This is a genomic window from Citrobacter sp. RHBSTW-00859 (genome assembly GCF_013729795.1).
Taxonomy (GTDB): Bacteria; Pseudomonadota; Gammaproteobacteria; order Enterobacterales; family Enterobacteriaceae; genus Citrobacter; species Citrobacter braakii.
On record NZ_CP056284.1, the window covers coordinates 3521961 to 3546155 of the forward strand.

A 24195-nucleotide genomic window follows, 5' to 3' on the forward strand; every position below is an offset into this window, starting at 1 on the left:
TCAGCGTAGAACAATCCGCTAAAGATTACGATTGAATAAAGTTGAGCAGATCGCCGTTGATCTGTTGTTTATGGGTAGTGCAAATGCCATGCGAACCGCCAACATACACCTTCAACTGCGCGTCCGGCAGTATTTCCGCCGCAACCTTTCCGCAGGTTTCAAACGGGACAATCTGATCGTCATCACCATGGATCACCAGCGTCGGGATAGTCATCTTTTTGAGATCCTCACGCAGGTCAGTTTCTGAAAACGCGTGAATACAGTCGTACAACGCTTTGATGGAACCTTGTAAGCCCTGTTCAACAAAGCTTTCACGAACGGCTTTCGACGCATTTACGTCCGGGCGGTTGTAGCCATAGAATGCAGCTGTCAGTTCATAGAAGAAGGCAGCGCGATCGTTTATCACTCCCTCACGGATGCCATCAAACACCTCTTTCGGCACACCATTTGGGTTAAAGTCGGTCTTGATCATTATGGGCGTCACCGCGCCGATTAACACCGCTTTGGCTACCCGCTGCGTTCCATGGCGTCCAATGTACCTCGCCACTTCCCCGCCCCCGGTAGAGTGTCCGACATGTACGGCATCTTTAAGATTGAGATGCGCGGTAAGTTCAGCCAGATCGTCAGCATACTGATCCATATTGTGACCATCCCAGGGTTGGGCTGAGCGCCCATGCCCACGCCTGTCATGGGCGATCACACGAAATCCTTTCGACCCGAGGAACAGCATCTGATCCTCAAACGCATCTGCCGTCAGCGGCCAGCCATGGCTAAAGACGATAGGCTGCCCACTTCCCCAATCTTTAAAATGCAAATAGCTGCCGTCTTTCAAGGTAAGTTTGTCGTACTGGCTCATGAGATCTCCTGTCGCGGAACACTGAGTTGTTTGACGCGCCCGCAGCGAGCGCTTAAAAAGCATAATGCAAATTGGAGAACGATCGCGTTTTTCGGCTAAAATCACACCATACGCAACAATATTGATGATTTGCCTGAATGTGAACTAAATCACTTCAAACCAGGGGTAAGTCTCAGTATCATCATAAAAGCTAAACCCTTGCCGCCTGACGGTGAGGGTTTTCTTTTGGGATTATTTACCTGCGCACCCGCAGTATCGACGACATGGAGTAACAAATGTCCAGACCAACTATCATCATTAACGACCTCGATGCGGAACGCATTGACCGCCTGTTGGAGCAACCTGCGTTTGCTGGTTTACCGATTGCCGACGCCCTGAACGCCGAGCTGGATCGTGCCCAAATGTGTTCACCAGAAACCATGCCGCACGATGTCGTGACCATGAACAGCCGCGTGAAATTCCGCAATCTGAGTGATGGCGAAGTCCGTGTGCGTACCCTGGTGTATCCGGCCAATATGACTGACAGCAGCACACAGCTTTCGGTAATGGCACCTGTTGGCGCTGCACTTCTGGGCCTGCGCGTTGGCGACACCATTCACTGGGAACTACCAGGCGGGACCTCAACACACCTCGAAGTCATTGAGCTTGAGTACCAACCTGAAGCTGCGGGCGACTACCTGCGCTAACTCTGTCTTATCAAAGCCACTCGCTTTATCTTACAGGGGATGCATCCGCATCCTCTTTCCGGTTAGCCCCAACTCCTGACCCTCACCTTATCTCCTGTTCGCAAAACATAAATCTGTGTCGTGACTGACAGAATCATTTTTAATACTATGCTGATATGTGTTCATGTAATGACAAGGAGAATGTTTATGTACAACACAATCATAATGCCTGTTGATGTATTCGAAATGGAACTGAGCGATAAGGCTATTCGCCATGCAGAATTTCTGGCACAGGAAAACGGGGTTATTCATCTGCTGCATGTGCTGCCAGGCTCAGCAAGCTTAAGCCTGCACCGCTTTGCAGCCGATGTCCGTCGTTTTGAAGAGCATCTACAACACGAAGCGGAAACTCGTCTGCAAACGATGGTCGGTCACTTCAGCATCGATCCTTCCCGTATTAAACAACACGTCCGCTTTGGCAGCGTACGTGACGTCGTCAACGAGTTGGGTGAAGAGTTGAATGCGGATGTGGTCGTCATTGGATCGCGCAACCCATCAATCAGCACTCATCTGCTTGGCTCAAACGCTTCCAGCGTTGTTCGCCACGCTACTCTGCCAGTGCTGGTTGTACGTTAATAGTCTCTAATTTGCTAAAGAAAACCCCTGCCAGGTTAACGCCTGACAGGGGTGACAATGAAAACGTAATGCAGGTTGATATAATAAAGAAAACGCCTCATCTTTCTTTGATGAAACTAATGGTCAGACTCATTAAATGAATGTGTTACACGGTTTATTATTTCAAGAATTGACAATCTGAAAGCGTGGAAATAAAAAACCGCCAGCGGATGGCTGACGGTTTTGGCATTGCAGGTGAGTCTTACTTTTTTATGCTACTGTCGTGCGAATCAGATAATCAAACGAACTCAATGAGGCCTTCGCGCCTTCACCGGTCGCGATGATGATCTGCTTATATGGTACGGTGGTGCAGTCACCAGCGGCGAAAACCCCCTTCACGCTGGTTTCGCACTTGGCATCGATGATGATTTCACCCATGCGATTACGCTCGACGGCACCTTCCAGCCAGTTGGTGTTTGGCAGCAGACCTATCTGTACAAAGATACCCGCCAGTTCCACACTGTGAACGTCGCCACTCACGCGGTCGCGATACTCCAGGCCGGTGACTTTGCTGCCATCGCCTTTCACTTCTGTCGTTTGCGCATTCAGAATAATATCGACGTTTTTCAGACTGCGAAGCTTATTCTGCAGCACCTGATCAGCCTTCATTTCAGGTGCGAACTCCAGCAACGTCACATGTTCAACAATGCCTGCCAGATCAATAGCAGCTTCAACACCGGAGTTGCCGCCACCAATCACCGCAACGCGCTTGCCTTTAAACAGCGGGCCATCGCAGTGCGGGCAGTAGGTTACGCCTTTGGTGCGATACTGCTCTTCGCCCGGAACGTTCATGTTGCGCCATTTCGCACCGGTGGCAATGATAATGCTGCGTGCTTTGAGCACCGCGCCGGATGCCGTTTCAATCTGATGTAAACCGCCTTCCTGCGCCGCCGGAACCAGTTTACTTGCGCTCTGGCTGTCGATCACATCAACATCATAGTCATCAACGTGTGCTTTCAGCGCGCCCGCCAGTTTCTGGCCTTCGGTTTTCGGTACCGAGATGTAGTTTTCAATATCAACGGTATCAAGAACCTGACCGCCAAAACGTTCGCCCATCAGACCGGTGCGAATACCTTTACGTGCAGAGTACACTGCCGCTGCCGCCCCCGCAGGACCGGAACCGACAATCAGCACGTCATAAGCATCACGTTTGTTCAGCTCTTGTGCCGCACGTTTTTCTGCGCCGCTATCTACTTTCGCCACGATCTCAGTCAGCGTCATACGCCCCTGACCGAACTCTTTGCCGTTCATATACACCGCCGGAACGCCCATCACGTTGCGATCGGTAATTTCGTTCTGGAATGTACCGCCGTCAATCGCCGTATGCTTGATGCGTGGATTCAGTACCGACATCAGGTTCAGCGCCTGTACCACGTCCGGACAGTTATGACAGGAAAGCGAATAATAGGTTTCAAACTCAAAATCACCGTCGAGATCGCGGATCTGCTCCAGCAACGCCTGCGCCTCTTTTGACGGATGACCACCGGTCCACAGCAGCGCCAGCACCAGGGAGGTAAACTCATGGCCCAGCGGAGAACCGGCAAAGCGCGGCCCCTGGTGAGAACCTGGATTGGTGATCAGGAACGATGGCTTACGTACCGCCAGAGTATTGTCTTCTTTAAAGGTGACTTTTTCTGACAGTTCAGCAATTTCAGTCAGCAGCTCCTTGATTTCTGCCGATTTAGCGCTGTCATCCAGCGTAGCAATCAGCTCAACAGGTTTGGTCAGTTTCTCAAGATAAGCCTTGAGCTGGGTTTTCATATTTGTGTCGAGCATTCTTCTTCCCTCTCTGAAAACATCATCATGCAAGCCGACTTTGCGGGACTGCATTAATGCAACTTGCGTCATGGTGCTGGAATGAAACAGGCGCAAACTTGCGCCTGTGGAATGGCCGGATGCACTGCGTTTATCCGGCCAACAAACTATGCGACTTAAATCTTACCGACCAGATCTAAGGATGGAGCCAGGGTCGCTTCGCCTTCTTTCCATTTCGCCGGGCAAACTTCACCTGGGTGAGAGGCAACGTACTGTGCGGCTTTAATTTTACGCAGCAGGTCAGACGCATCACGGCCGATACCTTCAGCGGTAACTTCGATTGCCTGGATGATACCCTGCGGGTCTACAACGAAGGTTGCGCGGTCAGCCAGACCTTCATCTTCACGCATGTTGTCGAAGTTACGGGTCAGGGCGCCAGTCGGGTCGCCGATCATCGCGTATTTGATTTTCGCGATGGTGTCAGAGCTGCTGTGCCATGCTTTGTGGGTGAAGTGGGTGTCAGTAGATACGGAATAGACATCTACGCCCAGTTTCTGCAGTTCTTCGTAGTGGTCAGCCACATCACCCAGCTCGGTCGGGCAAACGAAAGTAAAGTCAGCCGGGTAGAAGAAGAAGACGCTCCAGCGACCTTCGGTATCTTTCTCGGTTACTTCGATGAACTCACCGTTTTTGAACGCCTGGTTTTTGAAAGGTTTAATTTTGGTATTAATCAAAGACATCTGTACTTCCTCCGTGTTTTCGTTGAGAGATAAGTTAACGAAAATCTCTTCGCAGGGCTAATGCGTTTCCTTTATCAAATCAATAAGCGTTAACTAACAACCCACTCAAACTCATGTTGTGAACCTAAAGATAAAAGTAAAAAAGGCCCCCTTTGCAGGGAGCCTCATTACCCGAGCTACCCGCAGGTAACGTCAGTGCCAGCAGGGCTGGCTATGTGTTGCGCTCTACATTACCTTAACAAAGGTCGTAACAGCGATTGGGATTACATCACCCCACTCAAGAAAGGGCAATCGACAGACGGTCGATCTTACCTATGGCTGCGATAGGTTTTGCAACTTAGTCCCCTTTCCTTCTGATTTTATAAGGAAAATCAATGTTTAAACGTACCTTACTCTTAACTCTTCTTCCTGCCGTGGTGCACGCCGAAGAACTTCCTGCCCCCGTTAAAGCTATTGAGAAACAGGGCATTACTATTCTCAAACCCTTCGACGCGCCGGGTGGAATGAAGGGCTACCTGGGAAAATACCAGGATATGGGCGTTACTATCTATGTTACGCCTGACGGCAAACACGCCATTTCCGGTTATATGTATAACGAAAAAGGTGAAAACCTCAGTAATACGCTGATAGAAAAAGAGATCTACGCCCCTGCCGGACGCGAAATGTGGCAGCGAATGGAAAAAACATCCTGGATTCTGGACGGGAAAAAAGAGGCTCCAGTCATTGTCTATGTGTTTGCCGATCCCTTCTGTCCCTATTGCAAACAGTTCTGGCAAAAGGCTCGCCCGTGGGTAGACTCAGGTAAAGTTCAGTTGCGCACAATACTGGTTGGCGTAATTAAACCCGAAAGCCCGGCTACCGCCGCTGCGATTCTGGCCGCAAAAGATCCGGCCAAGACCTGGCATGACTATGAGGCATCTGGTGGGAATATGAAGCTAGAAATCCCGACCTCCATTTCACCGGAGCAGATGAAGGTATTGAATATCAATCAAAAGTTGATGGATGATTTAGGCGCCAACGTCACGCCGGCTATCTATTACATGAGTAAAGACGATACGTTACAACAGGAAGTCGGCTTACCGGATAAGGAGAAATTAAACATTATCATGGGTAATAAATAAAAGTAACAAAATGAGTGGTTGTTATCATTTTCATGTCAATCACTCATTTAAATTAACTTTTTCGCTCAAAATTATGCAATATGTGCTATTTTAGTTTAGATTAATAATTCATTAAGCACACAAACATAAATCACAAGAATAATCACAACTTAAAATATTTCAAAATTAAATCTTTCAAAACATGACCATCACAGGAAGGTATGCATGGCTAACCTCTATGACCTCAAAAAGTTCGATCTCAATCTGTTGGTTATCTTTGAGTGTATTTATCAACATTTGAGTATCACTAAAGCTGCTGAAACTTTGTATATTACCCCCTCTGCCGTTAGCCAGTCACTGCAACGGCTACGCACACAATTTAATGACCCACTGTTTATCCGCTCCGGAAAAGGCCTAACGCCAACGATTATGGGGATTAACCTCCATCATCATCTTGAGAAAAACCTCAACAGTCTGGAGCAGACAATAAACATCATGAATAACTCCAGTCTGAAGAAAAAATTCATTATTTACTGTCCACAACTGCCAACCATTATCAACATCGAGGAAGTTATTCATTTTCTCAGAGAAGACTCACATGTCGAAATTGAGCACCATAACATACTCATCACTGCTGAAAGTACGGAAAATCTGTTGGCTTACAGAAAAGCAGATTTAGTCATTGCTACCGCCCCAGTGAGTAATCGCTCGATAATATGCTCACCATTTAAAACTGCTGAAACAATATTAGTTTGCAACAAAAACCATCCAAGAATTAATGGAGAAAGCACGCTTGAAACAATATTAAAAGAACAGTTCACGCAACTTATCTCTGAAGACCCTGGCGTTAAAGAATACTGGCAAAAAACCAGCGCCTTGCTGGCTAATCGAGATATTGGTTTCCGCAGCGACTCATTAATAACGATCATTAATATTATTTCAAACACAGATATCATAGGTCTGCTACCAAGGGATGTTTACGAACAATATACCGGCTCATTTAATTTAAAAGAGATCTGTATCGATATCCCCTTACCAAAAATAAATTTATTTTTGATGTATAACAGAGCATCACTCAACAATACTGGCTTCGTTAATTTAATTAATAAAATAAATGATAAAAATGACCAGAGGACTAACAAATAGAGCTTTAGCTATTCATTTTATATTTTTATGAATAAAGGCAATTCAAAACAACCATGAATGTATTAAAACGTTGCACCTGAAAAAAATTAGCATATCTTATTGTCAGCATTTGTTATTGTTTTGAATAATAATTCTGATATGAGCTTAATATGTCTATTTATAAAATCCCGCTTGCTCAAAACGTGCTGGACGCCGCTCTGGAGCGCATAACCTGGGCGCTGGAAACTCTGCCTCGGGTTTGTGTCTCTTTCTCCGGCGGGAAAGATTCAGGACTGATGTTACATCTGACAGCTATGCTTGCACGCCAACTGCATAAAAAAATTGATGTACTATTTATCGACTGGGAAGCCCAGTTTTCCTGCACTATTGATTATGTTGAGGCGCTTCGTGCACGTTATTCTGATGTCATCGAGCGCTTTTATTGGGTGGCTTTACCGCTCACCACCCAGAATTCCCTCTCTCAATTTCAGCCAGAATGGCAGTGTTGGGAACCAGGTACTCCGTGGGTTCGCCAGCCTCCCACGGATGCCATAACCGATCCAGAGTATTTCTCCTTCTATCAACCCGGCATGACCTTTGAACAATTTGTTCGCGAGTTCGCTGACTGGTATTCAGAGAAACGTCCAGCCGGCATGATGGTCGGGATCCGCGCCGATGAGTCATATAATCGTTTTGTCGCCATTGCCAATTCGCAAAAGCAGCGCTTTGCCGATGATAAACCCTGGACCACCAGCGCCCCCGGCGGGCATACCTGGTATATTTACCCGATTTATGACTGGAAAACTGCCGATATCTGGACCTGGTTCGCAAAAACCAGAATGTCGTGCAATCCCTTATACAATCTCATGTATCAGGCCGGTGTCCCAACACGTTACATGCGTATTTGTGAGCCCTTTGGCCCGGAACAGCGTCAGGGATTATGGCTATATCACGTCATTGAACCCGAGCGCTGGGCAGCCATGTGTGCCCGTGTCAGCGGTGTAAAAAGTGGCGGAATTTATGCCGGTCAGGACAACCATTTTTACGGGCACCGCAAAATATTAAAACCCGAACATTTAAACTGGCAGGAATACGCCATGCTGCTACTCAATAGCATGCCGGAAAAGACCGCTGAGCATTATCGCAATAAAATCGCCATCTATTTGCAGTGGTATAAGAAAAAGGGCATGGACAATATCCCGCAAACTCAGGAAAAAGATATTGGCTCAGCGGATATTCCGTCGTGGCGGCGTATCTGTAAAGTCCTGCTGAATAACGACTACTGGTGCCGGGCGCTGTCATTCAGCCCCACAAAACCCAAAAACTACCAACGTTATAATGAACGCATGAAAATAAAACGCCAGCAATGGGGAATCTTATGCAACACCGACTAACTCAAGAACTCACTGGTTTTCTTTCTGGGCTGTCAGAAGAAGAGCGAATTGAAGCAATCAACCAATTCAGAATGGCTATCCACAGCGTCAGCCCTTTTCGCGAAGAGCCAGTAGATTGTGTACTATGGATTAAAAATGAGCATATATCACCCAATGACTATAACCCTAATAACGTTGCGCCTCCGGAGAAAAAACTGCTGCAGAAATCCCTCGAAGCAGACGGATTCACGCAGCCCATCGTGGTGGTTCACTCCACGGCGGAAGAGTACGAAATTGTCGATGGTTTCCACCGTCATGAGCTAGGAAAAAGCAAACCGTCGCTGAAATCACGCCTGCATGGCTACCTGCCGGTCACCTGTTTACAGCGTGAACGCCATGAACGCATGGCAGCGACAATTCGTCATAACCGTGCCCGTGGGCGGCATAAAATTCATGCCATGTCGGAAATCGTTCGTGAATTATCGCTACTGGGATGGAGCGAAGAGAAAATCAGTAAAGAGTTAGGTATGGACGACGATGAGGTTTTACGTCTGAAACAAATTAACGGTCTGCAAGAGTTATTTGCCGACCGTCGCTTCTCCAAAGCCTGGACAGTAAAATAACTACAGCGCAACCAGACGTTCGGCTGCCGCCAGCAGCGTCGATTCTTGCTTGGCAAAACATAGGCGAATCAGCTTATGCGGGAAAGGATCGGCGCAGAAAACCGACAACGGGATCGCGGCAACGCCCACTTCTTTGGTCAGCCACTGGCAAAACTCAACGTCGTTAAGCGTGGAGACGGCACTGTAATCGACCAGCAGAAAATAGGTGCCTTCACACGGCAAAATTTCCAGTCGGCTGTCACGCAGCGCGTTCACCAACACATCGCGTTTTTTCTGATAAAAGGCTGGCAACTCACGATAGTGTGTTGGATCCTCCCGCAGCATATCCGCCAGCGCCAACTGAGCCGGCGTATTCACTGAGAACGTCAGATACTGGTGTACCTTGCGTAATTCAGCGCTAATGGCGGCAGGCGCAATGCAGTAGCCGACTTTCCAGCCGGTCATATGGTAGGTCTTCCCAAACGATGAAACGGCAACGGCGCGTTCGCGCAGCTGTGAATGCGCCAGCACGCTGGCATGTCCTTGTCCGGCGAAGCAAATGTGCTCATAAACTTCGTCGCTGATGACAAAGATCTCGCGTTCTTTAATTGCCTGCCACAGGGCATCAAAATCGGCGTGATGCCATACGGTGGCGGAAGGGTTGTGCGGCGTGTTAAGGATCACCAGTCGGGTACGTTCGCTGAGTACAGCGCTAAATTCCTGCCAGTCGACGCGAAAAGACGGCGGTTGCAGCGCGATACGTTTAACTACGCCGCCGGATAATTCGACCGCGGGCGCATAGCTGTCGTAGCTCGGGTCAAAACAAATCACCTCATCGCCAGGACGCACCAGCGCCGTAATAGCGGCGAACAGCGCTTCTGTGGCCCCCGCCGTCACGGTCACTTCACTATTCGCATCAGGTTTGTAGCCGTACAACTGCGCGGTTTTATCCGCAATGGCTTCGCGCAACGGCTGTACGCCCGTCATCGGCGCATACTGGTTTGCGCCATGCGCGACGTGATACGCCAGACGTTCCTGCAAAAAGAGTGGCCCGTCAAAATCAGGAAATCCCTGCGAGAGGTTAATGGCCTGATGCTGCTGCGCCAGCGCGCTCATTTGCGTGAAGATAGTGGTGCCAAGATTAGGCAGTTTGCTTTGCGGAATCAGCGGGTTATTACTCATTATTGTTATCCCAGCGTGTGATGTTGTGGTTGAAGCCACTATAGCACGATGCTAGTATTTGGCAATCAAGACGTTCAGACGTCTATATAAAAATAACCTGCATTGACAGGACAGCCAAAAGGACAACACAACATGAGTAATACCGAGATTCGCGTCGTCACCGGCCCGGCCAACTATTTTTCCCATCCCGGCAGCCTGTCAAGACTCAACGATTTTTTCACCGCAGAGCAACTCTCACGCGCCGTCTGGGTTTACGGTGAACGCGCCATCGACGCGGCCCGCCCTTATCTGCCTGAGGCATTTCATCTTGCCGATGCCAGGCACCTGCTGTTTACGGGACATTGCAGCGAAACCGATGTTACTCAACTGGCAAAAGAGTCAGGAGAGAATCGCAGCGTGGTGATTGGTGTGGGCGGCGGGACATTGCTCGACACGGCCAAAGCGCTGGCTCGTCGTCTGGGTCTGCCTTTTGTCGGTATTCCTACTATCGCAGCGACCTGCGCCGCATGGACACCGCTCTCCGTCTGGTACAACGATGCAGGCCAGGCGCTGCATTTCGAAATTTTCGCTGACGCCAATTTCCTCGTGCTGGTCGAGCCAGAGATCGTTCTCAATGCGCCTGAAGAATACTTACTGGCGGGGATCGGCGACACGCTGGCGAAATGGTACGAGGCCGTCGTGCTCGCGCCTGAGCCGGAAAACCTGCCTCTGACCGTGCGTTTGGGTATCCATGCTGCGCAGACGATCCGCGACGTCCTGTTGGAAAGCAGCGAACAGGCGCTGGTCGATAAGCAACAAGGCACGTTAAGCCGCACATTTTGCGATGTGGTGGATGCAATTATTGCCGGAGGCGGCATGGTCGGCGGTCTGGGTGAGCGCTACACCCGCGTGGCGGCAGCGCATTCGGTACATAATGGCCTGACCGTGCTCCCGCAGACCGAGAAGTTTTTGCATGGCACCAAAGTGGCGTACGGCATACTGGTGCAGAGCGCGCTGCTGGGACAAGATGATGTGCTGGCGCAGTTAATTACCGCCTACCAGCGCTTCAACCTGCCAACCCGGTTGGCTCAACTGGAAGTAGACATCAACAACCGGGCTGAAATCGACAACGTGATTGCGCACACCCTGCGCCCGGTGGAGTCCATTCATGCGCTGCCGGTAACGTTAACGCCACAGACGCTGCGCGCAGCCTTCGAAAAAGTAGAATCGTTTACGGTGTGATTATGGTGTGAGATGCCTGATGGCGGCAACGCAGCGAAACCCTGGAGCTTACAAAGGTAAGTGACCAGGGTGAACACACCTGCAGCTTGAATGATGAAGAGCATTAACAGCAGCGTGCGCCGCCTTTCCCCCCGTAGCGCGCATCCTGGCGTTCGCGGAAAAATTCTTCGTAGGTCATTGGCGTCAGGTCCGGATGCGTGACGCGCATATGCTCAACATAGTTGTCGTAATCCGGCACACCTATCATTAATCGGGCGGTTTGACCCAAATACTTCCCGGCTTTAGAGAGCGTTTCAAACATAGTGTTTCCCTGTCGAACAAACGCCCTCCCCATTCAGGAGAGGGCTCGTTGGTTAAGAGAATATTAGTGCGCGCCTTTCGCCTGCGCCACGATCTCTTCGACATTCTCAGGCATCGGTTCGTATGGCGTTTCTTTCGACGTAGGTTTGTCCTCTTTCAGTGCTGCCAGTGCAGTTTTGATGGAGAACAGACCCAGCACCACAACGACTACCATGAAGAAGATAGTGAGACCCGCATCCAGGCGGTTGTTAAACACCAACTGCGTCAGCTGCGACTGAGTGTACTGCGCCGGAATATTACCGCTGTCGATCATCGCCTGGAACTTGTTAGCGATGGCGAGGAAGCCAATTTTCGCATCCGGGCTAAACGCTTTCTGCCAGCCGGCGGTCAGGGTACAAATCAGCAGCCAGGCCGTTGGCACCAGCGCCACCCACGCGTAGCGCTGACGTTTCATCTTGAACAGCACCACCGCGCAAAGCATCAACGCCATACCGGCCAGCATCTGGTTGGCGATACCAAACAGTGGCCACAGGGTATTAATACCACCCAATGGATCCACCACGCCCTGGTGCAAGAAGTAACCCCAGGCCAGCACACACAGCGCCGTTGCCAGCAGGTTCGCAGGCAGCGAATCGGTACGTTTCAGACCCGGTGACACCACGCCCAGCAGATCCTGCAGCATAAAGCGTGCGGCACGGGTACCGGCGTCTACCGCCGTCAGAATAAACAGGGCTTCAAACAGAATGGCGAAGTGATACCAGAACGCCACATCCATCATGCCACCCAGCGCACCATGCAGAATATACGCCATGCCCACCGCCAGCGTCGGCGCACCGCCTGCGCGGGAGATAATGGATTGTTCGCCGACATCGTTCGCAATCTGATGCAGCGTATCAGGCGTGATAACAAAGCCCCAACTGCTCACAACCTGTGCCGCTGACGCAACCACATCGGTGGTTCCGGCAGGTGCCAGTACAGCCATCGGGCTGTTCATCGCAAAATAGACGCCCGGGTCGATAACGCAGGCCGCCACCAGCGCCATAATGGCGACAAAGGATTCCATCAGCATCCCGCCGTAGCCAATAAAACAGGCCTGACCTTCATTCGCCAGCATCTTCGGCGTGGTGCCGGAGGCAATCAGCGCGTGGAAACCAGAGACCGCACCGCAGGCGATGGTAATAAACAGGAACGGGAACAGGTTACCGCTCCAGACCGGGCCTGTACCGTCAACAAACTTGGTCAGCGCAGGCATGGTCAGCGTCGGACGCATGATCAGAATCCCTACCGCCAGACCAACAATGGTACCGATTTTCAGGAAGGTAGAGAGATAATCACGCGGCGCCAGCAGCAGCCACACCGGCAGTACGGCGGCGACAAAGCCGTATCCCACCAGCATCCAGGTCAACTGTACGCCGGTAAAGTCAAAGTACGGTGCCCAGGTCGGGCTTTCAGCCACCCAGCCGCCGGAAATAATAGCAAACACCAGGAATACCAGACCGATGACCGACACTTCACCAATGCGGCCCGGGCGCAGATAACGCAGGTAAATCCCCATGAAGATCGCCAGCGGGATAGTAAAGGCGACGGTGTAGGTTCCCCACGGGCTGTGGGTCAGCGCTTTCACGACGATCATCGCCAGTACCGCGAGGATAATCACCATGATCATAAAACAGGCCACCAGCGCAATGACGCCCGCCGTTGGGCCCATCTCTTCTTTCACCAGTTCGCCAAGGGAACGCCCATCGCGACGGGTAGAAACAAACAGCACCATAAAGTCCTGCACCGCCCCCGCCAGTACCACCCCGGCAAGCAGCCAGATCATACCCGGCAGATAGCCCATTTGCGCCGCCAGCACCGGTCCAACTAATGGACCCGCTCCAGCAATCGCCGCGAAATGGTGGCCAAACAGCACTTTTTTATCGGTAGGAACATAGTCCAGACCATCGTTATGACGCACGGCAGGCGTCATACGCGTCGGGTCCAGCGCCAGTACATTTTTCGCGATGTACAGGCCGTAGAAACGGTAAGCGATAAGGTAGACACAGACCGACGCCACGACTATCCACAACGCGTTGATCTGTTCGCCACGATTTAATGCGATATAGCCGAGGGCAAATGCTCCCATAACGGAGAGCACTGTCCAGACGAGGTACTTCCCTGATTTATTCATACTTGGTTTTCCGTTGTCCTGGTCAGAGAGATGTTACATTTTGTTTCTATAACATCTTTTCTGAATTTAACAACCTGACAACCATGTAAACCCGAAGTATCACTGAGTATTTACATTGCATTGTTAACTGGATCACTTCATTTAGCCGTTAACCCTGCAATTTCATTTTACTTTGTCGGGCGACTCACCCCATCACCGCAGTGCCTAAACGACAGGTGCAACAGCGTCGTCCCTGCTCATCAAAGATGACGATTTCCCAGCTTTGACTCTGACGCCCGAGGTGCAACGGCTGGCAAACGCCGCGCACTTTCCCCTGCGCAACCGCCCGATGGTGCGTGGCGTTCAGTTCCGTACCCACCACACACTGTCCGTCGCGAGTCATCAGATAACCCGCCATCGAACCCAATGTTTCCGCCAGGGCCGCCGACGCGCCGCCGTGCAGCAGACCAAACGGCTGATGCGTCCGGCTATCCACCGGCATTTCGGCTTCCAGCACATCATCCCCCAGTCGGGTATAGACCATGCCTAAATGCGCCACCATCGTGTTCTGACTGGTGGCATTCAGTTCATCCAGCGTTAAATGACGTTTCCAGATCATCGTCATGCCCCCAGCGTGGAGCCGCCGTCCACCACGATATCCTGAAGCGTAATGTGGCTCGCCAGATCGGAAGCGAGGAATAAAATAGTGTTAGCGATTTCCTGTGGACGAGCGATTTTCCCCAGTGGAATGCCGAGCTTAAACTGCTCGCCAAACCCACGAATGCGCTGTTGCTCCGCGTCATCGCTGACCCACAACGTACGCTGCATGTCGGTGTCGGTCGAGCCTGGCGAAACCACATTGCAACGCACACCGCTGCCTGCCAGTTCAAGTCCGACGGTCAGTGCCAGGTTTTTCAGCGCGGCTTTTGACGCACCGTATGCGCTCATACCGATACGCGGCGTGTGCGCCGCATCCGACGCGACGGTCACGATTGCCCCGCCCTGCTGGCGACGAAACTGCGCCATCGTCTGCTGAAACAGATTGAACGCCCCACCAACGTTAACCGCAAACGTCTGCTGCCACTCCTCAATGCTCAGCGCATCGGTGGCCCCCATACGCAAAATACCCGCCGCATTGACCAACACATCCAACCGCTCGCGCGTTTGCAGGACGCGCTGACACACCTCAGCCACCTGTTCAGCATTCGCCACATCCAGCACTTCGGTGGCAAACGGGTAGTTATTCTGAGAAAATTCACGATCGAATCCTGTCACCTCAGCACCCGCTTTCACAAACGCCAGCGCCGTGGTGTAGCCAATCCCTTTTCCCGCGCCGGTTACCCAGACGGTTTTCCCTGCGAAGTCAAATCCAGACATTACTTCACCTCGCGAGAGAGCAGCGTCCACCAGGCGTCAATGGTCGGGTTTTTCGCCAGCATCACGAAGTCAATATCACCATGAACCTTACGCCAGCGCGCCGCCAGCGCCATCATGCGCACGGAATCCAGTCCGTAGTCGATCAGGTTTTCGTCATCCATCGGCTCTTCGGACTCATCGAGCAGCGGCAGAATAATGCTGCGTAACGCATCTTTGCTGGCCGGTACCGGCGTCGGTAATAATTCCTGAGTCATCACCACACGCCCGGAGCGTCCCGCCACGTATTTCAGCGACATCAGATGTTCGTCACGGCTAAAGTCTGCCAACGCATCGGCAACCATAAACGGCTTGATGTCGCGCATAAAGGCGTCCGTTGCGGTGGTCATACAGCCAATATGCGCATACACGCCGGTAATGATCAGTTGATTACGTCCGGTCTCCTTAAGCATCTGTTCCAGCGGCGAGCGATGAAATGCGCTGTAACGCCATTTCACCAGAATGGTATCCGCTTCATCCGGCGCCAGCGCCTCTACGATTTTCTGCTGTTCCGGCGAACGCGTCAGTCCCGGTCCCCACATATCATTGAGCAGAGCGCGGTCTTCATCACTCTGTTCTTTCGGCTGAGCGGTGTAATACACCGGAATGTTATGCTCTTTGCAGTACTGACGCAGTGCGGCGATGTTAGCGACGACCTGCTCCATCATCGGGCAGTTATCGCCCCAAAAGCCGATAAAATAGTCCTGCATGTCGTGGATCAGCAGCGCGGCGCGTTCGGGGTCAAACGCCCAGTCCACTTTGTTCACCGGAACATCAAGCGCCGTGGGTAGCGCATAAGCCTGCAGTTTAGGAATTGCCATCTCTTATTCTCCTTCAGGCCAGTGAACGTGATGCCAGCCACTGACGTAATTGTTTTTTATCTACTTTCCCAACCGGAGTCAGCGGTAACGACTCAACGCACTCAACGCGGTCAGGTAATTTAAATTCCGCTACGCCCTGTTCGCGTAGAAAACGACGCACCTGCACCGCTCGCAGCGGCTCTTTTACCACCAACCAGGCACAGCTTTTCTCGCCCATCAGTTCGTCATCCATACTGACCAGCGCGGCATGGATCACCATCGGGTGGCGCAGCAGCAGGTTTTCAATCTCTTCTGCAGCGATCTTCTCTCCACCGCGGTTGATCTGATCCTTCTCACGTCCCTGGACGGTGATGTAGCCATCTCGATCGATGGCGATCAGATCGCCGGAGCAGTAAAAACCGTTGGCGTCAAAGGCGCTGGCATTGTGCTCAGGACTTTTGAAGTAGCCGCGGAAGGTGTATGGGCCACGCGTCATCAGACGCCCGGTTTCTCCCTGGGCTAAAGGGTTGCCGTCAGCGTCTGCTACCCAGACTTCATCATCGGGACACATCGGGCGGCCCTGGGTATTGATGATGCGTTCAGGACTGTCGTCCAGACGGGTGTAGTTCACCAGCCCTTCCGCCATGCCGAAGACCTGCTGCAGCTGGCAGCCAATCTCCGCCGGAATACGCGCCGCAAGCGAGGCGGAAAGCCGTGCCCCACCGACCTGTAGCAGCGTCAGCGAAGCCAATTGCGCATTGCTCCCCCACTCCGCAATTGCCTGCAACCACAGGCTCACCGCTGGCGGCACCAGCGCCGTGACGTTAACCTGATGCTGTTCAATCAGAGGGAAGCACAGGGTGGCGCTCGGGTCAGCCGCCAGCACGACGGTGCCGCCAGCCAGGAATACCCCCAACGCGCCAGGCGAACTCATCGCGTAGTTATGCGCCGCCGGGATCGCGCATAAATAACGCGTTTCCCCGGTGAAGCGGCAAATCTCATTGCTGCGACGCACGCTGTAGTAGTAATCGTTATGGGTACGAGGAATCAGCTTTGGCGTCCCGGTAGTCCCGCCTGAAAGCTGGAAATAGGCCACCTCATCAGCAGGCGATGGCGTGGCGGAAAAATCAGTCGCAGGCTGGCTTATCGCCGTTTGCAGATTGTGTTCGCCTTCGTCATTGCGCAGTTGCACCACGCGCACTGAATTGTGTTCAGCCACAAAAGCGTTAAGAAAATCGTCCCCGCTAAACAACGCATGCTGACGATCGGCAATCAGCAGCGCAGGTTCGATCTGTTTGGCATAGGCGTTAAGTTCGTTTCGCTGATGGCTGAATAATGCCAGCACCGGGGCTACGCCCAGCTTGAGCAGCGCAAAGAAAGTGATATACAACTCAGCCACGTTGCCCAGTTGTACCAGCGCGGTTTCACCGGGTTTGATCCCCTGACGGCGCAGGCTGCAGGCGAGATTGTCAGTGGCCTGATTCAGTTGGCGATAGCTCAGATGGCGTTCGCCATCGATCACCGCCGTATGGTCGCTGTCGGCGTGACGGGTAAGAATGTCGGTCAGCGGCAAATCCTGCCAGTAACCTTTTTCACGATAGCGGCGGGCAAACTCCTCCGGCCAACGGGTGAAAGGAATACTCATTATCGCTCCTTAGAGGCCTGGTCAATAAGGCTCTTAATGCAGTCCAAAAACATTCAACATCGTGGAGAGTTTGGCTCCCGTTTCACGCCATTCCGCAACCGGAGACGAGGCCGGAACAATCCCGGCACCGGCAAAGAAACGTACCTGATTACGCAGCAGCTTCGCACAACGGATCGTCACCACCCATTCGCCGTTGCCTTGGGCATCACACCAGCCGACAATGCCACCGAACAGTTCGCGATCGAACGGCTCCAGCTCGGCGATAAGTTTGCGCGCAACCTGATGCGGGAAACCGCTCAGCGCAGGCGTCGGATGCAGCAGGCACGCGAGCGTCAGGGCGTTTTCTTGCGCGTTGGCTTTACCCTCAAACGGCGTGCCGAGGTGCCAGAGCGTAGGCGTGGTGACCAGTTGCGGAGAAGAAGGGAGTTGCAGTTCACGGCTTCGATCGCGCAGGACATTTTTCATGGCCTGCGTCACCAGTTCGTGCTCATGGCGATCCTTTTCGGACGCCAGCAGGCGGATGCCCGCCTCACGGTCCAGCACATCGTCCGGTTGACGACGTGCCGAGCCTGCCAGCGGTAATGAGCTGAAACGATCGCCTTCTTTGCGTAACAGCAGTTCCGGACTGGCGCCAATCAATACGCCACCGTCTTCAAGGGGAACGTGAAAGTTGTAGCTCGCCGGATTTTGCGCCACCAGGCGCTCCAGCAGCGCCCCGCTGTCAATATTGGCATCAGCGGTGATATCGATCAGGCGTGACAACACCACTTTGTCGACTTCCGGGGTTGCCGTCAGCGCAGCCGCGCGAGCGACCATATCTTCAAAGAAGTTCTGTTCTGGGATCGATTTACGTTCAACAACGTTCAGCGACTGATGCGCGTTAAAGTAACGAGATGATTGCTGCTTCGCCGTTCGGGAGAACGTCTGCCACGACTGGGGAATAAACAGCGATGACGGCTGGCGGGTGTCAAAAGGAATCGCCCCGACCATGATTGGGTTAGCGATACCCTGCGCTTTGGCATCAGCAAACAGTGCATGCATTTTTTGTTGGAAAGGGCTGTCTGGCGAATCGCCATCAATTGCCGGTTCCGCATAGCGGGCGAAGCATCCTGACGTCGTAAAACTACGGTACGGCGACATAAAGAAAAAACTGTCGGGAGCGAGCGTCGGCATAGTCTGCGTTTTTTCCTCGGCCAGTGACGTTTCCATATCATCCTCCAAAAATGATAAAAGCTCTAATAATGATTATCATTTATATTTTCGGTCGCTAACCTAAAAGCAAAGCGGCGGTATGTCAACTCTTGTGGCAGCACAATGTGCGACTTTGGCTTGCATCCTTGTCCACTAACAATGAAAATGAGAAGCATTACTTATACTGATAACAGGATGCTGATTCGTGAGTCTCCCCTCTTTTTGCCGCACCGTGCTCTTACTGGCAGGTTTGTCTATTTCAGGAATTTCTTCAGGTTATGCCGCCGACTGGCCACGTCAGGTTACCGACAGTCGTGGTACGCATACGCTGGAACATAAGCCGCAGCGAATTGTCTCCACCAGCGTCACCCTCACCGGCTCGCTGCTGGCAATTGATGCCCCGGTCATCGCCAGCGGCGCCACTACGCCGAACAATCGCATCGGCGATGCACAGGGCTTTTTACGCCAGTGGAGCGAAGTGGCAAAAGCGCGCAAACTGAGCCGCCTGTATATCGGCGAACCGAGCGCTGAGGCCGTGGCGGCGCAAATGCCGGATCTGATTCTAATCAGCGCCACCGGGGGAGATTCAGCCCTCGCGCTATACGATCAGTTGTCCACCATTGCGCCAACGCTAATCATTAATTACGACGACAAAAGCTGGCAGGCGCTGCTGACGCAGTTAGGTGAAATTACCGGTCAGGAGCAACAGGCGGCTGCGCGTATTGCCGAGTTTGATAAGCAACTGCAGGCGGTCAAGCAGCGTATTACCCTACCGCCGCAACCGGTCAGCGCGCTGGTATACACCGCTGCAGCGCACAGCGCCAACCTGTGGACGCCTGAGTCGGCGCAGGGCAAGCTGATGGAGCAGTTAGGTTTCACCCTGGCACCGCTGCCTGCCGGATTGCACACCAGCCAGAGTCAGGGCAAACGCCACGATATCATCCAGCTTGGCGGTGAGAACCTGGCGGCTGGCCTGAACGGCGAAGCGCTGTTCCTGTTCGCTGGCGACAACAAAGATGCCGACGCCATTTATGCTAATCCGCTGCTGGCGCATCTGCCTGCCGTGCAGAATAAACGTGTTTACGCCCTGGGTACGGAAACCTTCCGTCTCGACTACTACAGCGCGACCCTGCTGCTGCAACGTCTGTCAGCTCTCTTTTAATCGCCAGCGCCGGATACGGCTAACGCCTTATCCGGCCTACAAACCGTAGAGGACAACGCTATCCGGCATTCACAGGCATTTGTCGGAATCGGCGCACTTCTCCCAGTAACAGCAGCAGTAGCAGACCGACAATCACCAGCCCAAACCCACTTACGCTTGCTGAAGCAACCGGTGTCATCATCGCCCCCAACCCCCCTAACAGCGCCGCGCCGATCGCATCTCCTGTAACGTTCTGCGCAGTCCACAAACCGTTAATTCGCCCGAGCATCGCTTCTGGCGTCTGCGACTGTAACAGGGTGTACTGCAACAAAGAGCTGACCGCACTCAGCCAGCCGAACAGCGCCAGGCAGACAACGCCAAGCTCCCAGACCGGCATCAACCCAAACAGACCGATAGCCAGGAACGAAGCCACGGTCGATACCAGCATGATCAGTCCCGGACGCACGCTGTGCGCCAGTTGCCCGCTGGTCAACGCGCCCACCGCCGCGCCAAGAGGAATGGCCGCATACAGCAGACCTATTTGCGCACTCGACATTTGCCAGTTAATCGCCAACGCGGGATACAACACGCGCACGGCGCTCGCCATAGTCAACAGACCGCCAAGCAGCGCAATGCCGCCAATCAGCGGGCTGGCAAGCAGAAAGCGAAATGCTGCCAGCAGCGATTTTAGCGGATGCTCGCGCGGCTGCGGCGGAGGCGGCAGCGCGGGAAGGCTCAGCAACGGCAGCAAGGTAATGAAAGTGCCCGCGGCCGCCAGACCGTAGTTCCAGGCCACGCCGCCGGTAGCGAGCAATACCCCGCCAAGCATCGGCGAAATAACCGAACCCAGACGTACCGTCAACATGGTAATCGCCCCGGCCTGCATCAAATTCTCCCGCCCAACCAGCGCCGGTGTTGCCGCCAGCAACGCGGTCACGCCCAGCGAGGCAAAAAAACCGTCCCATAAGCCAAGCAAATAAATCGCCAGTAACGACGGTTCGGGCAGCAGCGCATTCAGACACAGACCAATAAAGCCGATTCCGCAGGTTCCACGAGCCAACAGGATCACTTTTTTACGCTCATAGCGGTCGGCCAGCACCCCGCCCACCATCAGACCAATAAACATTGCGCTGCCGGTCAACGTCACTGACAAACCTACCTGCCAGGTCGACTGGGTCATCATCTGGATCTGTACCGGAACCGCCACGCCGAGTAGCCCCAGAGAGACAATGGAAATAAAACGGGCGAGGAAGACGGCGCGAAATGCAGGGTGGGTCTTTAACAGGCTGAGATTGAGCAGCCAGGATTGTCGATTCATTACAGAGCCTTACCAGGTACTTTTTCAATATCCATTCGATGGCTGCACATGCTAACATATCCAAATAAGATCGATAACGATAATTACTATCATTATCAGGGAAGTTGATATGTCATGCTCTGTTTCCGCGACACGTGCCTTCGCCGTGCCCGGACTATTGTTATTACTTGTTCTCACCACGGTATTAAGTCTGGTTATTGGCGCCAAGTCGCTACCTGCCTCCGTGGTGCTGGATGCACTTACCAGCAGTTGTCAAAGCGCTGATTGCACCATCGTGCTGGACGCGCGACTGCCGCGCACGCTGGCGGGGCTTCTCGCCGGTGGGGCGCTGGGTCTGGCTGGTGCATTAATGCAAACGCTCACGCGTAACCCTCTCGCCGATCCCGGCATTCTGGGCGTTAACTCCGGTGCCAGCTTCGCTATTGTGCTGGGAGCCGCGCTGTTCGGCTTTTCCTCTGCGCAAGAACAACTGTTGATGGCCTTTTCCGGGGCGCTGGCCGCGTCGCTTATAGTGGCATTTACCGGCAGCCAGGGCGGCGGGCAGTTAAGCCCGGTGCGTCTGACGCTGGCGGGCGTTGCGCTGGGCGCGGTGCTGGAAGGATTATCCACCGGAATCGCCCTGCTCAACCCGGATGTCTACGATCAGTTGCGTTTCTGGCAGGCCGGTTCATTGGATATCCGCAGCCTGCAAACGCTGAAGGTCGTCCTGGTGCCGGTACTGATTGCCGCGGCTATCGCGTTGTTCCTTAGCCGTGCTCTGAATAGCCTGAGCCTCGGGAGCGACACCGCCACCGCGCTTGGCAGCAAAGTCGCTCGCACGCAGTTTATTGGCCTGTTGGTGATTACCGTACTGTGCGGCAGTGCGACCGCGATTGTTGGCCCTATCGCCTTTATCGGCCTGATGATGCCGCATATGGCGCGCTGGCTGGTGGGGGCAGATCACCGTTGGTCGCTGCCCGTTACTCTGCTGGCAACCCCCTCTCTGTTGTTAATTGCCGATATCATCGGTCGCCTGATTGTCCCCGGCGAACTGCGCGTTTCAGTGGTCAGCGCATTTATCGGCGCGCCGGTGCTTATCTTTCTGGTACGCCGGAAACCGCGCGGGGGTGGCGCATGATGCACCTCTCCCGCCGCCTGATAGTCAGCAGCCTGCTGCTGGTTGTAGGTTGTCTCGCCGTTGGCTTATGGAGCCTGCGTAGCGGCGTCGTGACGCTGGAAACCCAGCAAATTATTGCCGCCCTGCTTGGCGATGCGCCGCGCAGTATTACGCTGGTGGTGACCGAATGGCGTTTGCCGCGCGTGCTGATGGCGCTATTGATTGGCGCGGCGCTCGGCGTGAGCGGTGCAATATTCCAGTCGCTGATGCGCAACCCGCTGGGCAGCCCGGATGTGATGGGTTTCAATACCGGTGCCTGGAGCGGTGTGCTGGTGGCAATGGTGCTGTTCGGACAGCATCTCACCGCTATCGCGCTTGCGGCCATGGTTGGCGGGGTCCTGACGTCTCTGGTGGTCTGGGCGCTCGCCTGGCGCAATGGTATCGACACCTTCCGGCTGATTATTATTGGGATCGGCATACGCGCCATGCTGGTTGCGTTCAACACTTGGCTACTGCTGAAGGCATCATTAGAAACCGCGCTGACCGCCGGACTGTGGAACGCCGGATCGCTCAATGGCCTGACCTGGGCCAAAACCTGGCCTTCTGCCCCACTGATTATCCTTATGCTGGTGTGCGCCACGCTGCTGGTGCGCCGGATGCGTTTACTGGAAATGGGTGATGACAGCGCCTGTGCGCTTGGCGTCAGCGTAGAGCGCTCACGTCTGATGATGATGCTGGTTGCGGTTGTACTGACCGCTGCAGCCACCGCGCTGGCTGGCCCTATCTCGTTCATTGCCCTTGTCGCCCCACATATCGCGCGGCGGATTAGCGGCACATCGCGCTGGGGATTAACCCTGTCGGCGCTGTGTGGCGCGTTGCTGCTGTTGATGGCGGATTTATGCGCCCAACAGCTGTTTATGCCTTATCAGCTTCCGGTGGGCGTTGTCACCGTAAGCCTCGGCGGTATTTATCTTATCGTCTTGTTAATTCAGGAGTCCCGCAAAAAATGATCGAATCAGTAGCCCGTTTGCGTGGCGACCAGTTAACACTGGGTTATGGCAAATTTACCGTAGCGGAAAACCTCAATGTGTCGATTCCAGACGGTCACTTCACCGCAATTATCGGGCCAAACGGCTGCGGAAAATCAACGCTACTGCGCACGCTTAGTCGTCTGATGACGCCCGCGCACGGTAAGGTCTGGCTCGACGGCGAGCATATCCAGCACTATGCCAGCAAAGAGGTTGCTCGCAGAATAGGTTTGTTGGCGCAGAACGCCACCACGCCGGGTGATATTACGGTACAGGAGCTGGTTGCCCGTGGGCGCTACCCGCACCAGCCATTGTTTACTCGCTGGCGAAATGAGGATGAAATCGCGGTCTCAAACGCAATGCAGGCGACGGGAATCACTCATCTTGCGTCACAAAGTGTGGATACCCTTTCCGGTGGACAACGCCAGCGCGCATGGATTGCGATGGTGCTGGCGCAGGAAACGTCGATTATGCTGCTCGACGAACCTACCACCTGGCTGGATATCAGCCATCAGATCGATCTGCTGGAGCTGCTGAGTGAGCTAAACCGGGAGAAAGGGTATACGCTGGCCGCCGTTCTGCACGATCTTAATCAGGCGTGTCGCTATGCGACACATCTGATTGCGCTGCGTGACGGAAAAATTGTTGCCGAGGGTGCGCCGAAGGAGATCGTCACCGCGCAGCTTATTGAAAAAATCTATGGTCTGCGCTGTATGATTATCGACGATCCGGTTGCCGGAACGCCGTTAGTGGTGCCGCTTGGGCGTACACCGAAAATTCATACCCAGTCATCTCTATAGAGATGACTACACGGGTCAGC

23 protein-coding genes are annotated in these 24195 nt (G+C 53.3%); 11 read left to right on the plus strand and 12 right to left on the minus strand.

What is annotated here, in order from left to right:
- Positions 1–25: 25 nt before the first annotated feature.
- Positions 26–856, minus strand: a complete 831-nt coding sequence (locus HV302_RS17625; RefSeq protein WP_049040661.1) for an alpha/beta fold hydrolase — start codon at positions 854–856, stop codon at positions 26–28.
- Positions 857–1131: 275 nt separating this feature from the next.
- Here HV302_RS17625 and rnk point away from each other — a divergent pair, with 275 nt between their 5' ends.
- Entirely contained in the window at positions 1132–1542 is a 411-nt protein-coding gene (gene rnk, locus HV302_RS17630; protein ID WP_005120853.1) for a nucleoside diphosphate kinase regulator, read from the plus strand.
- Between the two features lie 186 nt (positions 1543–1728).
- The gene (gene uspG / locus HV302_RS17635; protein WP_016152215.1) at positions 1729–2157 is read left to right on the plus strand and encodes a universal stress protein UspG; all 429 of its coding nucleotides are present in this window, start codon (positions 1729–1731) and stop codon (positions 2155–2157) included.
- Between the two features lie 249 nt (positions 2158–2406).
- On the opposite strand, the gene ahpF is transcribed toward uspG, so the two are convergent.
- Complete coding sequence (ahpF, locus tag HV302_RS17640) at positions 2407–3972, minus strand: alkyl hydroperoxide reductase subunit F (RefSeq protein WP_181626362.1); 1566 nt, start codon at positions 3970–3972, stop codon at positions 2407–2409.
- 155 nt (positions 3973–4127) lie between these two features.
- Entirely contained in the window at positions 4128–4691 is a 564-nt protein-coding gene (gene ahpC, locus HV302_RS17645) for an alkyl hydroperoxide reductase subunit C (protein ID WP_004859485.1), read from the minus strand.
- 374 nt (positions 4692–5065) lie between these two features.
- Here ahpC and dsbG point away from each other — a divergent pair, with 374 nt between their 5' ends.
- The 4 genes from dsbG (at position 5066) to HV302_RS17665 (ending at position 8912) form a co-directional block, all read left to right on the plus strand.
- On the plus strand, positions 5066–5812 hold the full coding sequence (gene dsbG / locus HV302_RS17650; protein ID WP_016155953.1) for a thiol:disulfide interchange protein DsbG: 747 nt from the start codon (positions 5066–5068) through the stop codon (positions 5810–5812).
- A gap of 204 nt (positions 5813–6016) precedes the next feature.
- Entirely contained in the window at positions 6017–6937 is a 921-nt protein-coding gene (gene citR, locus HV302_RS17655; protein WP_016155952.1) for a DNA-binding transcriptional repressor CitR, read from the plus strand.
- Positions 6938–7086: 149 nt separating this feature from the next.
- Positions 7087–8310 carry a phosphoadenosine phosphosulfate reductase gene (locus tag HV302_RS17660; protein ID WP_016155951.1) on the plus strand — a complete coding sequence of 408 codons (1224 nt, stop codon included), beginning with the start codon at positions 7087–7089 and terminating at the stop codon, positions 8308–8310.
- A complete protein-coding gene (locus tag HV302_RS17665) occupies positions 8295–8912 on the plus strand; it encodes an IbrB-like domain-containing protein (protein ID WP_016155950.1) in 618 nt (205 codons plus the stop codon). Before HV302_RS17660 ends, HV302_RS17665 begins: the two co-directional genes overlap by 16 nt.
- Here the strand turns inward: HV302_RS17665 and HV302_RS17670 are convergent, their stop codons facing one another.
- Complete coding sequence (locus tag HV302_RS17670; protein ID WP_181626363.1) at positions 8913–10073, minus strand: pyridoxal phosphate-dependent aminotransferase; 1161 nt, start codon at positions 10071–10073, stop codon at positions 8913–8915.
- Positions 10074–10205: 132 nt separating this feature from the next.
- Here HV302_RS17670 and HV302_RS17675 point away from each other — a divergent pair, with 132 nt between their 5' ends.
- Complete coding sequence (locus HV302_RS17675; protein WP_016152204.1) at positions 10206–11294, plus strand: oxidoreductase; 1089 nt, start codon at positions 10206–10208, stop codon at positions 11292–11294.
- A 103-nt stretch (positions 11295–11397) separates the two neighbouring features.
- Here the strand turns inward: HV302_RS17675 and HV302_RS17680 are convergent, their stop codons facing one another.
- From HV302_RS17680 to entC, 7 genes are all read right to left on the minus strand, one after another.
- Positions 11398–11595, minus strand: coding sequence for a YbdD/YjiX family protein (locus tag HV302_RS17680; RefSeq protein WP_019076244.1), 198 nt, complete (start codon positions 11593–11595; stop codon positions 11398–11400).
- Positions 11596–11658: 63 nt separating this feature from the next.
- A complete protein-coding gene (gene cstA, locus HV302_RS17685) occupies positions 11659–13764 on the minus strand; it encodes a pyruvate/proton symporter CstA (protein WP_016152202.1) in 2106 nt (701 codons plus the stop codon).
- A 184-nt stretch (positions 13765–13948) separates the two neighbouring features.
- Positions 13949–14362, minus strand: a complete 414-nt coding sequence (gene entH / locus HV302_RS17690) for a proofreading thioesterase EntH (RefSeq protein ID WP_029139447.1) — start codon at positions 14360–14362, stop codon at positions 13949–13951.
- 2 nt (positions 14363–14364) lie between these two features.
- Entirely contained in the window at positions 14365–15120 is a 756-nt protein-coding gene (gene entA / locus HV302_RS17695) for a 2,3-dihydro-2,3-dihydroxybenzoate dehydrogenase EntA (protein ID WP_016155947.1), read from the minus strand.
- Positions 15120–15977 carry an isochorismatase gene (locus tag HV302_RS17700; RefSeq protein ID WP_016152199.1) on the minus strand — a complete coding sequence of 286 codons (858 nt, stop codon included), beginning with the start codon at positions 15975–15977 and terminating at the stop codon, positions 15120–15122. Before HV302_RS17700 ends, entA begins: the two co-directional genes overlap by 1 nt.
- Before the next feature lie 13 nt (positions 15978–15990).
- A complete protein-coding gene (gene entE / locus HV302_RS17705) occupies positions 15991–17601 on the minus strand; it encodes a (2,3-dihydroxybenzoyl)adenylate synthase EntE (RefSeq protein ID WP_016155946.1) in 1611 nt (536 codons plus the stop codon).
- A gap of 33 nt (positions 17602–17634) precedes the next feature.
- On the minus strand, positions 17635–18810 hold the full coding sequence (gene entC, locus HV302_RS17710) for an isochorismate synthase EntC (RefSeq protein WP_016152197.1): 1176 nt from the start codon (positions 18808–18810) through the stop codon (positions 17635–17637).
- A gap of 187 nt (positions 18811–18997) precedes the next feature.
- On the opposite strand from entC, the gene fepB reads away from it, so the two are divergent.
- Positions 18998–19954 carry a Fe2+-enterobactin ABC transporter substrate-binding protein gene (fepB, locus tag HV302_RS17715; RefSeq protein ID WP_016155944.1) on the plus strand — a complete coding sequence of 319 codons (957 nt, stop codon included), beginning with the start codon at positions 18998–19000 and terminating at the stop codon, positions 19952–19954.
- A 58-nt stretch (positions 19955–20012) separates the two neighbouring features.
- Here fepB and entS read toward each other — a convergent pair whose 3' ends face one another.
- A complete protein-coding gene (entS, locus tag HV302_RS17720; protein ID WP_181626364.1) occupies positions 20013–21251 on the minus strand; it encodes an enterobactin transporter EntS in 1239 nt (412 codons plus the stop codon).
- Positions 21252–21360: 109 nt separating this feature from the next.
- Here entS and fepD point away from each other — a divergent pair, with 109 nt between their 5' ends.
- The 3 genes from fepD to fepC are packed head-to-tail and all read left to right on the plus strand — an operon-like array spanning position 21361 to position 24175.
- Positions 21361–22368, plus strand: coding sequence for a Fe(3+)-siderophore ABC transporter permease (fepD, locus tag HV302_RS17725; protein ID WP_095715177.1), 1008 nt, complete (start codon positions 21361–21363; stop codon positions 22366–22368).
- The gene (gene fepG / locus HV302_RS17730) at positions 22365–23357 is read left to right on the plus strand and encodes an iron-enterobactin ABC transporter permease (RefSeq protein WP_016152193.1); all 993 of its coding nucleotides are present in this window, start codon (positions 22365–22367) and stop codon (positions 23355–23357) included. Before fepD ends, fepG begins: the two co-directional genes overlap by 4 nt.
- Positions 23354–24175, plus strand: coding sequence for an iron-enterobactin ABC transporter ATP-binding protein (fepC, locus tag HV302_RS17735; RefSeq protein ID WP_016152192.1), 822 nt, complete (start codon positions 23354–23356; stop codon positions 24173–24175). Before fepG ends, fepC begins: the two co-directional genes overlap by 4 nt.
- Positions 24176–24195 lie beyond the last annotated feature (20 nt).

Coding starts and splice junctions, on each gene's coding strand:
- entE (WP_016155946.1), bottom strand. CDS start 17,601: ATGAGTATTCCTTTCACCCGTTGGCCGGAGGAGTTTGCCCGCCGCTAT.
- HV302_RS17680 (WP_019076244.1), bottom strand. CDS start 11,595: ATGTTTGAAACGCTCTCTAAAGCCGGGAAGTATTTGGGTCAAACCGCC.
- entH (WP_029139447.1), bottom strand. CDS start 14,362: ATGATCTGGAAACGTCATTTAACGCTGGATGAACTGAATGCCACCAGT.
- entS (WP_181626364.1), bottom strand. CDS start 21,251: ATGAATCGACAATCCTGGCTGCTCAATCTCAGCCTGTTAAAGACCCAC.
- fepG (WP_016152193.1), top strand. CDS start 22,365: ATGATGCACCTCTCCCGCCGCCTGATAGTCAGCAGCCTGCTGCTGGTT.
- fepD (WP_095715177.1), top strand. CDS start 21,361: ATGTCATGCTCTGTTTCCGCGACACGTGCCTTCGCCGTGCCCGGACTA.
- HV302_RS17665 (WP_016155950.1), top strand. CDS start 8,295: ATGCAACACCGACTAACTCAAGAACTCACTGGTTTTCTTTCTGGGCTG.
- HV302_RS17625 (WP_049040661.1), bottom strand. CDS start 856: ATGAGCCAGTACGACAAACTTACCTTGAAAGACGGCAGCTATTTGCAT.
- HV302_RS17700 (WP_016152199.1), bottom strand. CDS start 15,977: ATGGCAATTCCTAAACTGCAGGCTTATGCGCTACCCACGGCGCTTGAT.
- ahpF (WP_181626362.1), bottom strand. CDS start 3,972: ATGCTCGACACAAATATGAAAACCCAGCTCAAGGCTTATCTTGAGAAA.
- uspG (WP_016152215.1), top strand. CDS start 1,729: ATGTACAACACAATCATAATGCCTGTTGATGTATTCGAAATGGAACTG.
- entA (WP_016155947.1), bottom strand. CDS start 15,120: ATGTCTGGATTTGACTTCGCAGGGAAAACCGTCTGGGTAACCGGCGCG.
- HV302_RS17660 (WP_016155951.1), top strand. CDS start 7,087: ATGTCTATTTATAAAATCCCGCTTGCTCAAAACGTGCTGGACGCCGCT.
- citR (WP_016155952.1), top strand. CDS start 6,017: ATGGCTAACCTCTATGACCTCAAAAAGTTCGATCTCAATCTGTTGGTT.
- ahpC (WP_004859485.1), bottom strand. CDS start 4,691: ATGTCTTTGATTAATACCAAAATTAAACCTTTCAAAAACCAGGCGTTC.
- rnk (WP_005120853.1), top strand. CDS start 1,132: ATGTCCAGACCAACTATCATCATTAACGACCTCGATGCGGAACGCATT.
- HV302_RS17670 (WP_181626363.1), bottom strand. CDS start 10,073: ATGAGTAATAACCCGCTGATTCCGCAAAGCAAACTGCCTAATCTTGGC.
- dsbG (WP_016155953.1), top strand. CDS start 5,066: ATGTTTAAACGTACCTTACTCTTAACTCTTCTTCCTGCCGTGGTGCAC.
- cstA (WP_016152202.1), bottom strand. CDS start 13,764: ATGAATAAATCAGGGAAGTACCTCGTCTGGACAGTGCTCTCCGTTATG.
- entC (WP_016152197.1), bottom strand. CDS start 18,810: ATGGAAACGTCACTGGCCGAGGAAAAAACGCAGACTATGCCGACGCTC.
- HV302_RS17675 (WP_016152204.1), top strand. CDS start 10,206: ATGAGTAATACCGAGATTCGCGTCGTCACCGGCCCGGCCAACTATTTT.
- fepC (WP_016152192.1), top strand. CDS start 23,354: ATGATCGAATCAGTAGCCCGTTTGCGTGGCGACCAGTTAACACTGGGT.